The organism is Actinoplanes missouriensis 431, assembly GCF_000284295.1.
Classification (GTDB): domain Bacteria; phylum Actinomycetota; class Actinomycetes; order Mycobacteriales; family Micromonosporaceae; genus Actinoplanes; species Actinoplanes missouriensis.
In genome coordinates, this window is sequence record NC_017093.1 from 7,247,324 (window position 1) to 7,261,119 (window position 13,796).

A 13,796-nucleotide genomic window follows, 5' to 3' on the forward strand; every position below is an offset into this window, starting at 1 on the left:
GCGAGCGTGCGGTGTAGTCGTGATCACCGCTGGCACGAGCTCGGACGCGTGCGCGGCTGTCACCGCCTCCACCGCGAGCGGCTGCCGACCAGTGTCCTCCGGGCTATCAGCCTTAGCCGACCAAGCCGCCCCAGCCACCAACATGGCAACCATCCTTCCCTACGGCAGTGAGGCGATGACAGTGCGGAATCGCGACAGCGGCCTGCCCCGTCACCCTGGTCGCCCGATCGATGGCCCCAGCGTCCGGGCACATCACCTCGGCAAAGATCGGCAACCGCCATCGCTCGGGTCCTGATCCGCCCTCCGGTTACCTCTCCGGCTACCGGATGGATTCGAAGACTGTGGCTACCTTGCTGTCCAGATGACGGCAGCCGGGATCGCGATGTAACCACCGGAGCTCATTGACAGCACCCACGGCCGCCGGACGGTACGCCGGGTGCCCGACTTCCGAACCGCCCGGCTGCCGCGATGACCGCGGCACCGGCCCGACGCCCCGGCGTCTCCGATCCAGTTGACACCAGCGCCTGGTGGTGGGCGACGTGGCGCGATCTCATGCCACGACGCTCGATCCGCATCGACCGGCGGCGCGACCACTCCTACAGCTCCGCTGAGATCTCCGAGATCAGACCAGGCGAGGATTCAGTCCCGTACGCCATCTATCTCGCCGATTGGGCCAGCCGCTACCGTCTACTCGCCCTCGACCTCGACCTCGATGCCAAGCTCGGCGACGTCGAAGACGATTGCCACCACCTGCGGGCTCTGCTCGACGCCGCCGGCGTGGCCTACATCGTCGCAGCCAGCGGCCCGGGCGGCGGGCGGCACATCTGGTCAGCATGGCCCGACGGGCTGACCGCCGAACAGGTCCGCCGCCTCGGTACCACGCTCCCGAGAGTGATTCCCGCGCTCGACCCCGGATGCCTGAGTAACCCCAAGACGGGATGCGTACGGCCTATCGGTGCACCTCATCGGCGCGGCGGTATGTCCGAACTCCTGCCGGAGTGGTCGGTTGCCGACGCCATCGCGATCCTGCGCGGCGGCAATCCTTCAGAACGGCTCAGCGCACTGATGGACGCGTTGCCTACAGCCACGTCCACGGGCTGGCCCACAGTTCGTGACGACCAGCACGGGGCTGTGGATGACGAACGTCGACAACGCCTCGTCGTCGCAGAAAACGGGCACCCGATGCTCGCTGGAACCCGGCTGGAACTGAGCCCGGAGACGCTTGAGCTGCTGTATTCGCCCATCCCGGCCAGTGCAGACGCCAACCCGATCACCTGGCGGTGCCTCACACGCCTGGTCATCGCCCGCTACAGCGCCGACGACGTCACGCAACTCCTCCGCGATCCCGCCGCCCACGGATTGGAGCATCTCCGGTCATCACGTGGCGCCGGCCGAGGCCCTCGGGTACCCCGCTCGCCCGAAACGGTGGCCGCGATGCTGACCCGCCAATGGGCCAAGGCCGTCGACGCCGTCGTCGGCATGTTGCGAGGCGTTTCCGGTGAACCGGACGAGGGCCTCCTCGAGTTGGTCGCCAGTGTGCAGGCGATGGCAGACTCCGTGGCGCCGAGCCGTTGGGCCCGCCAGGCAGGACCAGCCGACCGACTGGTGCTCGATGCCGTTTGCCTGCTCGTACTGGATCACAACCGAGCTCAGGTGGGCGCGAGTGTGCGCCGGGTCGCCGAGCTGGCGGGCCTTGGAGTGGCGACCGTCTCCCGAGCGCTGAGCCGCCTGTCGCAGCCCGACGGCTTCGGGTGCACCTGGCTGGTCTGCGTCGCAGCGGCATCCGGAAACGATGCGGCGATCTGGCAGCTGACCAATCCGTCGAACGGCGGCTTCGCTTCGATCGGGATGCATGTCTCGTGCACAGGTGGAACACAAGGGAACCCGCCCCCAGGGTTTCTCCGGGTGCACTCCGCACGATCCTGGAGCACAACCGATCTGATGTCTGGACTTCACGAGGAGCAGGCCTTGGTCATCACGCAGCCCGAACCCATGGGGCCACGCTGCAGGAAGCCGCCAGCGTCGAGGATCTGACCGCAGGACCGGATACACGACCAGGACCGTCCGAGCGCATCTGAGTCGGCTCCGGAAAGCCGGTCTTGCCGAGGTCATCGGCAACAGCGTCCACACCACGGATCGCTCGCTGACGGACGCCGCCGCAGACCTCAACCTCGACGGCGTCGGCCTGGCACGTCGGCTCCGCCATCAGCTCGAACGGGAGGCCTACGCCTGGTGGACCGACGAACTGCAGTGGCGGAGGGAAAGGGGTAAACCGCGCTTCCCAGGGCTACACCGAACGTCCGGCACCGCTTCGGCCGAAACGAGAGCGTACGAGACACGTCGCCAGCGCTACGGACGCTTCCCGATGACTGCACCGGGACGCAGCGACTTCGCCGCCGCGCTACGCACCGTTCGTGATCATGCCCGCAGCCAGGAATCCGAACGGGATTCTCTGGGTGGTGACGCGAACCGGGTGATGATCAGGCAGCGTAGTCGCGCGGCAACGCCTCCGCTGGCAGCACCAGCACCTTCCCGTCAGCCTGCTGAACCAGGCCGATCTCGACGTCGGGAAGCTCCGAGGCAGCCACCGACTCCTCATCGACCATTTGCTTCAGCCGGCCGGGCCAGGCGAGCAGAGTGTTGACCTCGCCCTGCGTCAACAGGCGATCGGTGAAGCTCCTGGTCGGTGCACGGAGCTGAAGCGCCGCCATGTCGACCAGAAGCGTACGCAGGTCGCCCTGGAGTTCGTCCACCTCTCGCTGCTCGTCCTGGAGTACCTCGGTGAAACGGCGGAAGTCGAGCTCCGGCGATCTCTGGGCATGGTCCACAGCCTGGAGGACCGCAACGCGCCGCTTCGTGGCGATGGCCAGCATGGCGAGCCGGAGTTCGGTGCGGAAAGCACCGTTGGGCTGATCGATACCGGGGAAAGCCTCGAGAAGATCGGCGACCTCCACGCCCTCGGACGGGAACCCCTCGAGCCTGGCTCGCCAAGCCTTCGCCCGCCGAATGGTTGCTTCGATGGCGGTGTCGATGGTGTGCACCGCAGAGTCCAGGCCCAGCGAATGCCCGACCTCACCCCGGTCGAGCAGTAGTGCAGCCGCTCGTTCGACGGCTCTGGTGGCGCCGTTGAGGCGGTCACGTTCCTCGTCGAGGTTCTGCGCAGTCAACTCCTCAAGGAGTTCGGTGACCCGCTCCATGGCCTTACGGCGCTGCTCCTCGGCGTGCACGCTCGCGGCCGTAGCCACGGCGAGCAAGATGAAGGACGAGGCGGCGGTGACCACGGCAGCTCCGGTCACCGCCTTCACACCATTCTTCATGACCGCGGTGGCTCCAGCGGAGGACGCTTCGGTAGCGACGGGAACGAATGTCGCGTTCTTCACGATGCCCGCCTTGCCGAGGATGCCGCCGTAAATCCCGCCGGCGACCTCCTTGGACGGCATGGAGCGGACCAATCCTTTACCGAGTTGCGCTGCCAGCCGCCTCGGCACCACCATCCGGTACAGCGTCTCTGAGGACTTGGGGGCATCCGCGGGCAGTTTCAGCAGGTTCCGGAGTTCCAGCGCGAGAGGCGAAGCCGCGTCGAGAAGCTTTCCCCCGGAAAAGTGCGTCTGCGGCGGAAGGGCATAAGCCTCCACCGTGACGAGCGGCGTATCGAGGAACGCGGCGAGCGCCTGCCGCAGCCCGGCCAGTCGCTCCGACGTCATCCCCTCTTGGGCTACAGGAAGCTGAACCGCCTGCGATACCTTCTCGGGGTTCGTGGCCAGGGTCCAGACCGGCACCTGCAACTGCTCTGTCACGCTCTCCGCCATTCGTAGTCGTGGCTCCGGCCGAGCCTACTGATATCGACGACGCGAGAGAACCGTCGTCCTGGGCAACATCAAGAGAGGTTCGTACCGGTGGGCTGCCGGAGTCGATCCGGCAGCCCACCATCATCGGGTGGCCGTGGCGGCCGGTGGTTTCGGTTCCTGCCGGTCACGGAGAAAGTTCGTGACATCGACGGTGGCGCTCGTGAGGGCGCACAGTGTCGCCGTCAGCGCCAGCCAGAACGCCGCCGTGCTCTTCCCATCCTCGGCGATCTTCACGGTGACCACCTCGACGCCCTCGCCTCCGGTCGGCAGCCTGCCGGCACGCGCACCGGGTGTGTTCGGGTCCGCCTGGCGGTGCCAGCCGAAACGGGCGAAGAACTTCGCCCACACGTGCTCCGACTGGCTGCAGCCGAAGATCACGCCGTTGACCTTGCGACTGCACCGCCCGCCTTTCTGGGTGGTCACTCCGCACGTGGTCGGAGCCTTCACGGCCAGTACCCAGGCCGGGAGGGCGACGGCGATCGAAGCTGCCCAGGCAAGGCTCATGAAGTCGAGCGTCACCAGGTAGTAGATCACCCCTACCAAGGCCAACGCCTCGACGCCGAGCAGGACGAAGGCGTAGTCGCGTTTCTGCATTACCGGACCTCCTGTGTGTCGAGAAGCGTGATGACGTCGACCAGTTCGGCCCGGAGCCGCGCCAGTTCGGTGGCGGTGATGCCGAGTTCATAGGCGTGGTGGTGCCCGGCCCGGGACAGGGCCCACCACAGGTAGCTGGCCCGCCGCCCGATCTCGTCGCCGGCGTAGTGGCCGAGAAGGAGCAGTTTGTGTCGCTGGGCGTGGGCCTGCCCGATCTCCGAGCACGCCCGCTGCCAGTAGCGGTCCATGGCGGCTTCGAGTTCGTACCGCAGCAGCCAGGCGCAGGCTCGCGGCCAGCATCCCCGGGCGCCACGGATGACGGTGGTCAGCAGCCGGTCGGCGGTCTCCAGGCAGGCGCTCATGACAGCCTCGCCACCAGCAGCTCGGAGGCGACGACCATGTCCATGCTGTCCATGTCGCAGTGCCCATGCACCGCCTTCGCCACGGCTTTCACCGTGTCGACGGCCCGCGGCACCCGGCTGCGGTTCAGCTGGGCGTAGAGGTCCCCACGGCGGCTCGGGTCTCCGAACAGTCCAAGGGTCAACTTGTCCTGGACGCTGTGAGCCGTACCCAAGGCTGCGTCGATCTCTCGCAAGGGCGTGCCCGCCGCATACTGCGCTGCTCGATAGCGGTCCATCGCCGTTGCTTCGAGTGCGGACCGGCAGAACCCGGCGACCATCAGCCGCCTCGCCTGTTCCGGGATCTCCTTGTCGCGAGCGACCGCCCGGGCGTCCTCCAGGTAGCGCTTGGCAGGCCACAGATTCTTACGGACTTCGACGACCGAGCCTTCACGCCGGCTCACCTCGCGGACGTCGGCGTCGATGCCGAGTCGCCGGATCGCTTCGGGCAGCCGGTCGTCGTGAGTGAACACCACGACCTGCCGGGTACGCGCTACCTCCCGCAACACCTCGGCGAACCCGTCGACCTTGCTCGGGTCCATGCTCTGCACCGGGTCGTCGATCACCACGAACCGGTACGGGCTCGCGTCGGCGCAGGCCCGGGGCAGGAACAGCGCCAGACCGAACGCGTGCAACTCGCCCTGGCTCATCACCGCGAGCGCCGGGGTGTCCGTGCCGTCGACGGCCACCGAGATGTCGACCCGCCGCCGGGTGTTGGTGCCACCGAGTTTGATCTCGCCCATCGCGACGTTGCTCTCCTGCCGTAGCAGCTCCCAGATGTGCTGGGACTGCTGGGCAGCCGCCTGGAAACGGTCGTCACGCATCCGGTCGGCGACCGCGGTCAGGGCGTTACGGGACTTGGTCAGCAGCGCCAGCTCGTCGGCTTCGGCCCGGACGACCTGGGCGTCCTCCACCCACCGGCGGATCGCGGCGCCGGGTTCCTGCCACGCGTCATGCCGACCGGCCAGCCACTCGGCCGCGGCCGTACTCAGCCGCTGGTGGGCTACCGAGACGGCCGGCCAGGAAACCTGGTCGACCGCCAGTACCTCCAGAGCCTGGTCGGTTGCCGCGCACTGATCAGGCAGTACGGAAGCAAGAGCCGCCACGACCGGGTCCAGCATCCGGCGTACGTCGTTGATCTCGCCCTGCGCCTGCCGCAGCAGCTCACCCGATCGATCGGTCGCGGCACGCACCGTCGCGGTGGCAGAGCGCAGCCGGCTGACCTCCTGCTCGGCGCCTTCCCGCCACGCGCTGTCGAGGACACCGACCTGGCACACCGGGCACGACCGATCGCCCTGATCCCGGTGCATCTCCAGGGCACCCCAGAGCAGGTCCGCCACCCGATGCCCGACGGCCGTCTCGGTCCGGGCAAGCTGCTGCACCGACTCCTGCGCCTTGGCCAGCTCACGCAGGGTGTGTCCGACCTCCGGCAGTTCCAGCTCGGCGAGCCGCCGCGCGGCTGACGCCGCATGGGCGTCGACTCCACCGGTTTCTCCGGCAGCCAGGTCGGCGAGCGCCGCCAGGTTCGCCCGCGCAGCCTGTTTCCCCAGCAGCCGTACGGCTTCAGCAGCTCGCGGGTCGTCCATGCCTTCGAGCCGGGTACGCAGATCGTTGAACGCACCGCGCAGCGCGACCACCCGATCGTCGCGCTCCTTACGCAATGTCTGGAGCCGCGCGCTGGCGGTGGAGAGTGGCGCCAGCCCGAGGATCGGCGCGATCGAGTCGTACAGCTCGGTGGGTTTGGCACCGATCACCCGCTCCAGGTCCCGGGCGGACAGGTACGGACGGAACCGATCTGACGGGCCCAGCCACTCGGGCCGGTCTTCCGGCGGCACGGTGGCGCCGTTGCGGGTCACGCTCATAGTCGAGGCGGCCAGGTCGGTCTCGCCGACGCCCCAGGCGCGACGGATGACGACCGGCTGCCCGCTCGACGCGGACCGCAGCTTCACCGCGATCGAGCGCTCGCCGGTGTAGTGCACGTTGCGCCATCCCTCACGGAAGATGGCCGGGCGCTGCGACCAGCGCGGCGAGTCCTCGGTGAGGCCGTACTCGATCGATTCGGCGAGGCTGGACTTCGCGGAGCCGTTCCGGCCGGCGATGACGGTCAGACCCGGTTCGGGCTTGAGCCGGAGTGCGGTGTGCGGGCCGATTCCCCGGAAACCGGTGGTTTCCACCGACTCCAGAAAGACCTCCGGCGCGTCGTCGGACTCGGCCGAGCCGACGGGCACATCGGGCAGCGCCTCGCCGCGCATGACGGCCGCGAGAGTTTCCTCGCCTCGGAAGGCTGCGAGGACCAGATCGGTCTCCGGGCCGGTTGCGCCGTGAGCGCTCAGCCGGTCGGTGAGTTCGTGGTAGAGCGTGATTGCGTCGTCCATGAGGACCCCCTGTTTACTGCCGGTTTGATGCTCTGTTCGCGGCAGAGCGGTGTTGCGGTCAGTGGTGCGGGCGGAGCTGTGGAACGCGGTGGATCTAGCGGAACGAGCTGGTCAGGATGGCGAGATGGTCCACTTGCCGTCGGCGGTCACCTCGACCAGCGCGGGTGCCTGCAGCGGCCGGGTGCCGGAGTAGCCACCGATCTCGTTGACGAGCAGGCCGCCCTCACCGGTTTCGAGGGAGTAGGCATTGATCACGAAGTTCGACGACCCCTTGGAGTGGGTGATCTTCGCCTTGGTGGCGTTGCCGCCGAGCACGACGACGTCATCGCCCTTGCCGGACGCTTTACCGGAGGCGGCTTTGGTGGCGAGCTGGTCGACGGACCCGATCGTCAACGTCCAGCGGCCGGCCGCCTCGATCTCGAGCTGGGTGGTCTGCGCCCCGTCCTCGAGGTTGATCCACCGCTTGCCCTTGTAGGCGCCGATCTCATTGACCAGCAGCGACTCCGGGCCGTCGCTCTTGAGCACGGTGTTGCTGGAGCACCGGCAGTCGAAGACGACCACCGACAGATCGGTGAGCGGCGGGATGTCCACCACGTCGTCACCACGCCCTTTGATCACCCGCGGCTTGGCGACCGCGGGCTCGGTGGTGGTTGGCGTCGTGGTCGCGACCGGCTCCGTCGTGGCTGCTGCCGTCGGCTCCTCGGGCGTCGCCGTGGCCTTGACCGGCTCGGTACTCGGCACCGAGACGGCCCCTAGCTTCGAAGGCTCTTCCTCACCGTTCATCGCGGCGAGGCCCACGCCGCAGCACAACAGGACCATGACGGAAGCCGCGGCCCCGGCGATCACGAAGATGCGCCTGCCTCGCTTCGGCTGGGGCACGGGCTGCGGAAACGGATAAGGATTCTGCGGAAGAGTCATCGAAGTTCCCCTGTCGATCGAACGACATCGCTTGCCGTTCGGTGAAACAGGAGAACACGGGATTCATTTATCTATCGACAAAGTTTGCGATAACCTCGGTTATCAGCTTGATAGAAACTTTTGGTACCTGCGCCGCTGATGGCACCGGGTACGTGGACTTGAGGCCCTCGTTCCCGATGCCATCAAATAGATGCCTCAGTTCCGCGGGTCGGCCGCGAGCTTGCGCGCAACGCTCTCGACCCTGCTCAACCGAGAGGCCGCCACCTCGGTCAGCGACTTGCGACCATAGGTCTCCAGCGTTGCCCGGAAGACGGCCTCACGGTTGTCCCATCCGAGTCGCCTCGCATGGACGGCCATGACCATGGCGAGCTCTGCGGGTGGCACCTCGTCGAGGACCCGTGGGCCCAGGGTCCGCAGCAGCAGCCGAGGCTGACTCGGCAGCCGGTAGGTGCATGGCTGGATGCCGGGATCTCGCAGCGGGTTGTCCTGGATGAGCAGTCCGCGGCGGACCGCTGCGGTGATGACCTTGTTGATGGCGCTCGCCGACACCCTGGTGACGCGCTGGCCACCGGCGGCTCTGACGTACGCACTCTGCAGCCGCTCACCGAGGATCGGTCCTTCACGATCGACGATGGCGAGCAGTGCCTCACGCATTCCCGACGGGGCCGGATCGTTCGGGCGTGGTGCCGCACCCTGATAGGTCCGGTACGGCTCGAGAACGAACGACCCGACCCAGGTGGAAGCCTCTGTGGCCCCACTGCCGTCCGGCCGGGGAACACGCCACACCCCTGGCTGGATCTCCTGATTACTCGGTGTGGATGCTCGGCGCTGCGTCTCCACGACCGGCAGCGGAGGTACCGGCGGCACGGAGTCCCGTTGTGGCTCGACCCGCGGTTCGACATCCGCAACGGTTGTGCTCGACGGCTCGCTATCTGGCACGGACTCGTTCGGAACGGCTGGCGTGGAGGGAGTTGCCGGGAGCGGCGCAGGCGCGATCGGGGCTGTCGGCGCCGACTCACTCGGCGGCAGGACAGCCGCCGGACGACTCGCGACGGCCTGCGCACCTTGATCGGCGGGCCTGGGCGGCGCGACCACCAGGGCAGCGGGCTCGGCCGGCTCAGACCAGTCGGACGGGCGGATGCCGCGTCGCTCGAGGGCAGCCCACAGGTCGCGCAGCACGGAAGCCTCGTCCACCACGAAGGCCGATTGGGGGATCCGGAAGAACTCCCATCCGCAGCGTTCCAGTTCCCGCTGGCGTGCCATGTCTGCCTCGTAGCGATCTGGGCCGTGCCAGGCGTCGCCGTCACATTCGATGGCGAGCCGGCCGTGCGGGCCGACCACCACCAGGTCGATCGAGTAGCCGATCGCCTCGTACTGCGGCACCACCGTGAATCCGCGGCCGACCAGCCGGTTGTAGACCCGCTGCTCGAAAAGCGAGTCGAACGGGGCGACCCGCCGGTCCTCGGGCACGTCGGTGGGCAGGTCGACGCCCTCAAGTGCGGAGGGACGGGCGGATACGCCGTAGCAGTAGTCCAGAAGCTGATGGCGCAGGTCCTCCGGGTTGCCCAGGTCGCTGGGCCGGACCGAGTGGAAGATCCACATCTGGTCCTTGGCCCGGGAGGCGGCGACGTTGTAGCGCTGCATGTACATCTCGCTCGTGGCCACACCGATACGCGTCCCGGGCTCCACGGCGGTGACCATGCTCAGGAACATGACGTCACGCTCGGAACCCTGGAAATCGGCCGAGTCACCGCAGCGCAGGTCTCGTCGCTCCCATTCGGCCGGGTCCAGTTGCTCCAGCAGCAGCCGCTGGATGTGGTTGGCCTGATGCGTGCCCTGCAAGGAGATGACGCCGAAGGTCAGGCCGTCGTAGCGGGAATCCTGTGCGCACGCCACGATCTGCTCGACGATCGCCTCGGCCTCGGGGGGATTCACCTTGCCGGTCGTCCCCCGCACGTAGCCGGTCTCCACGAAGACCGGCTTGATCGGCTCGAGACGGTCGGCGCCGTACTGGCGAACCGGGATGAGGCGGATGTTCTCCGGCTCGTACGCGATCCGGTTGGAGAAGTTGATGATCTCCGGAACGCAGCGGCGGTGCTCGGTCAGCGCGATGAGGCCGGTGAAACGCATCTTGGCCTCGTCGAAGAAGCTGCGCTTCGGGTCCTGCCACGACGCCCGGTACGGGTCGTCGTACAGATACTGGGAAGCGAGATCACGCAGGTGCTGCTGATCCACGCCGACCGCGGCCGGGGAGACCTGCTTGTCGTCGCCGATCACGACGATCTTCGGAGCCAGGTACTGAAGGAAGGTCGCGGCCAGTCCGGCCTGGGATGCCTCGTCGACGACCACCACGTCGAACATGTTGGGCTGGACCTGCAACTGTTCGGCGATCCGGTAGATCGGCATGATCCACACCGGCACCGACGACCGGCAGCGGTCCATGGCCTGGCGGATCTCCGCCCGGCGCAGGTGGGCATACTTGCCGGTCCCCTTACCCAGGCCACGGACGAGTTGCCCGTACTGCTACAGGTTGGCCCGGGCAGAGCCGCTGATCCGCGACGGAGACGCAGCGTGCCGCCAGGCCCGCTCGGCGGACAGCTCCTCGACGTGGTGGCGGATCGTCTGCTCGACCTCGCTGATCTCGGTTTGAAGCCGGTTGAGGTCGGCCACCTGCCGATTACCGAGCCACACACCAGTGACCGCCCAGGCCCACGCGTGCTCCCAACGAGCGAGACGGTCATCCCACACGTCGTCCTCGGGAAGGGCGGCGATCGCTTCATGAACCCGGGCGGCTTCCCGCTGGAGCCGGGATCCGAGCCGGTCACGGTACTGCCCTTGTCCACGTGCCTCGATCAGACGGGCGTGCCGGTGCACGGCGACGGCGTACCCGTCGACGTCCCGGTCGACGACGGCTTTCGCCAGGGCGAGCACCACCGGCGAGACAGCAGGGTCGTGGATCAGGCCGGCGACGGGTTCCACCGCGGCGTCGACGGCGGCCCGCGTGACGAGCAGATGGTCGTCGGTGGCCGCCGCGTCGACAAGCGCGGCATAGGACCGTACGGCCGAGAGGTCGGCCCATTCCGGGCGGGGCAGGCGCCAGGCGGCGAGACGCTGGTCCTGTTGGGCGAGATCCGCCCCGAGGGCGAGAACGCGATTCAACTGGTGAAGTTCAGTGACGTGCCAGGTGAGCCGTTCGTCGAAAGTGTCCTCCGGCGGAATGACGACGCTGGCTGGCCAGGCCCGGTCGAGAGCCGCCAGCAACCGGCCGGCCTCCGTCCAGGCGAGGAAGAAGTCGATCGCGGCGACGGACGTGGGCGGGTTTCCGTCGACGCGTACGTGGGCGAAAAGGTCTCGGGCAGCCTTCACCGGTTTGGCGGCCAGTACACCGAGGACCGGCGTTCCGTCCGCCGCAATCTTGATCTTGCCGCCGGCGTTCAGATGTTCCCTTAGGTGTCGCGCCAAGGCCACCAGCGGGGCCAGATCGGGACCGGTCGAGCAGACCGAGGTGAAGCCGAGGGCCTGTACGTGCGGCTGTGCCTGCTGGGTGAGTTGTTGCAGCTGGGTGGCGCGGTTCCACCAGACCTGGCCGCGGCCGGAGACGACATCGGCCAGGGCATCGGCCATCCAGACCTCCCGGCGCCGAGCCAGGTCGTCAGCCGTGTCGGCGAGCCGATGCAGTTCCTGCCGCAGCACGGTGCGGTCGCCCGGTGGCATGGCCCGAACAGCGGCGAAGGCCGCGTGCCCCCGGCCACCCTGAAACGCCTCATGATCGGCACGCGCCTGGCTCTCAGCCGCGACGGCTGCCGCGAAGTCGGCCGGCGGCAGCAACGTTGCCGGGTCGGCCAGAACCTCCTGCGCCGCCGGCTCGTCGGCCGACAGCCGATCATCGCGCAGCAGTCGCAGCCACTCGATCATCTCCGCGGCGGCCAGTGGTGGCTGATCCGCGGGCTCGGCCGGGATCAACGGCCGCAACCATCCGTACGGTTTCTCGTCGGCGTTGTGTGCTGTAGCGATCGCCGCGAGCGTCCCCCGGTAGGGACCCTGCTCGTGCTTCGTCACTTCGGCCGACCGGACGTCGACGATGCGCCGGTGCAGCAGGCTGCGGCTGCGCCGTAAACGGTCGATGGCGTCCAGATGGTGCTGGATCTTCCGTACGGACGCATCGCCGTCGAAGTCGATCGCCCGCTGCGAGATGGTGTTGACGGCGACCTTCAGATCGGCCATGTCCTCGCGGGACGCGCCGACCACGGCCACCGACAACGGCCGGATCGCCTCCGGCAACTTCGCCCGCACCTCCTTGAGCGCCCGATCCGTCTGCGCGGTGACCAGCACCCGCTTCCCCTGGGCGAGCAGATGGCTGAGCAGCGCCGCCGCGGTGTGGGTCTTACCGGTGCCCGGCGGACCCTGCACCAGCGTCTGGGCGTTCTGGTCCACCCGCTGCACGATCTTCAACTGCGTGTCGTTCACCGGCAGCGGCAGGTAGACCTCGTCGTCCACGGCCACCAGCGCACCCGGTGCCGGATCGGCCACCGTCGGCGGCCGGTGGTCCGGGTCGACCAGCGGCAGGACGCCTTCGGGCACGCTCTCGGCGTCGATCAGCTGCTCTCGAATCCGCTCCAGCACCTCAACCAGACCGTGATTGCGCCGGCGCAGCACCACGGCGGGTGCCAGCGTGACTTCCGCGGTGGGCGCCGCCGCCCGGCCGGGATTCTCCGTCTCGGTATAGACCGCGTCCGGGTCGAGACTGTTAGCGACCCGCTGCAGCACCTCGCCGATCGCCGCCAGATCGAGCGGGTGATGCGCGTAGGTGCGCGCCAGTTCCCGAACCTCGCTGATGTGCCGTGACCTGGTCAGGCCGGAGTCCAGCATGTCGAGCTCGAGACGCAGCGGATCGACTGTCTCGGCGGCGGTCAGGTGCAGCGTGCCGCTGGCTGGATCCAGGTCGATACGCAACGGAACGGTGATCAGATGCCGCCGCACCACAGGGTGATCGGCCGGCTTCCAGACCAGGCAGCCGACGGCGAGCACCAGCTCCTTCTCTTCCGGGTTGCTGGCCGCTTCAGCCTGCATCGCGAAGAGGGCTCCATAGGCGTCGCGCACCGGCTTCTCGACGCGTTCCCGGTCTGCCCACTGCGTCCAGCCGATCAACCACCGCTCATATGCCGGCACGATCCGCGGATGATCGGCCAGAAGCAACACCTCCGGCTCGGCGTCCTCGCCTTCCGGCACGGGACCAGGGATCTCCAGTGCGAGCTTCGGCACGACGTCCGGGTCGTCACACCCGGCTTCCAGCCACCGGGCCACCTCGGAACTCGGCGCCGGCGGACGCACCCGGTCGAGACGATCGACGTGCCCGATCTCGGCACCCGGCTCCGGCACCACATCCCAGTGCGCAAAATGCACCGCCGGGTGCCGGGGCATGTCCCGGGTCCAGGCGACCTCGTACCCGTCCACGGTTCTCGGGGCCGTCGTCACCGACTGCTGCGCCCGGGCGAGAAACTCGAACAGTCGGATCGCGCGGTCCAGGCGACTCGCTGGAGCGGTGGTCAAGACAGAGTTCCCTTCAAAGCGATGATTCCTACGCATTCAGGACGGGCGCTCGGACCTACTCGGCGCAGGGAAGCCGGTCAGGGCGGATGTGACGGATCCGCGCAGTCATCCGG

At 68.1% G+C, this 13,796-nt stretch carries 8 protein-coding genes; 1 reads left to right on the plus strand and 7 read right to left on the minus strand.

The window, feature by feature from the left end:
- Positions 1–468 precede the first annotated feature (468 nt).
- Entirely contained in the window at positions 469–2,034 is a 1,566-nt protein-coding gene (locus tag AMIS_RS43085; RefSeq protein ID WP_014446801.1) for a hypothetical protein, read from the plus strand.
- Between the two features lie 446 nt (positions 2,035–2,480).
- On the opposite strand, the gene AMIS_RS32980 is transcribed toward AMIS_RS43085, so the two are convergent.
- The 7 genes from AMIS_RS32980 to AMIS_RS43095 form a co-directional block, all read right to left on the minus strand.
- Entirely contained in the window at positions 2,481–3,797 is a 1,317-nt protein-coding gene (locus AMIS_RS32980) for a hypothetical protein (protein ID WP_157435158.1), read from the minus strand.
- 132 nt (positions 3,798–3,929) lie between these two features.
- Entirely contained in the window at positions 3,930–4,442 is a 513-nt protein-coding gene (locus tag AMIS_RS32985) for a hypothetical protein (protein ID WP_014446803.1), read from the minus strand.
- Positions 4,442–4,804 (minus strand): hypothetical protein, encoded by a 363-nt coding sequence (locus tag AMIS_RS32990; protein WP_014446804.1) that lies wholly within the window; start codon positions 4,802–4,804, stop codon positions 4,442–4,444. The genes AMIS_RS32985 and AMIS_RS32990 overlap by 1 nt, the downstream gene beginning before the upstream one ends.
- Positions 4,801–7,215 carry an AAA family ATPase gene (locus tag AMIS_RS32995; protein ID WP_014446805.1) on the minus strand — a complete coding sequence of 805 codons (2,415 nt, stop codon included), beginning with the start codon at positions 7,213–7,215 and terminating at the stop codon, positions 4,801–4,803. Before AMIS_RS32995 ends, AMIS_RS32990 begins: the two co-directional genes overlap by 4 nt.
- 111 nt (positions 7,216–7,326) lie before the next feature.
- On the minus strand, positions 7,327–7,956 hold the full coding sequence (locus AMIS_RS41000) for a hypothetical protein (protein ID WP_157435159.1): 630 nt from the start codon (positions 7,954–7,956) through the stop codon (positions 7,327–7,329).
- Between the two features lie 372 nt (positions 7,957–8,328).
- A complete protein-coding gene (locus AMIS_RS43090) occupies positions 8,329–10,575 on the minus strand; it encodes an AAA domain-containing protein (RefSeq protein ID WP_014446807.1) in 2,247 nt (748 codons plus the stop codon).
- Positions 10,576–10,656: 81 nt separating this feature from the next.
- Complete coding sequence (locus AMIS_RS43095) at positions 10,657–13,683, minus strand: AAA domain-containing protein (protein ID WP_051042237.1); 3,027 nt, start codon at positions 13,681–13,683, stop codon at positions 10,657–10,659.
- Between the last annotated feature and the right edge of the window lie 113 nt (positions 13,684–13,796).

What these genes read in the sequence shown, in the direction of transcription:
- AMIS_RS43085 (WP_014446801.1), top strand. Translation starts at nt 469, where the DNA reads ATGACCGCGGCACCGGCCCGACGCCCCGGCGTCTCCGATCCAGTTGAC.
- AMIS_RS32985 (WP_014446803.1), bottom strand. Translation starts at nt 4,442, where the DNA reads ATGCAGAAACGCGACTACGCCTTCGTCCTGCTCGGCGTCGAGGCGTTG.
- AMIS_RS32990 (WP_014446804.1), bottom strand. Translation starts at nt 4,804, where the DNA reads ATGAGCGCCTGCCTGGAGACCGCCGACCGGCTGCTGACCACCGTCATC.
- AMIS_RS32995 (WP_014446805.1), bottom strand. Translation starts at nt 7,215, where the DNA reads ATGGACGACGCAATCACGCTCTACCACGAACTCACCGACCGGCTGAGC.
- AMIS_RS43090 (WP_014446807.1), bottom strand. Translation starts at nt 10,575, where the DNA reads ATGGACCGCTGCCGGTCGTCGGTGCCGGTGTGGATCATGCCGATCTAC.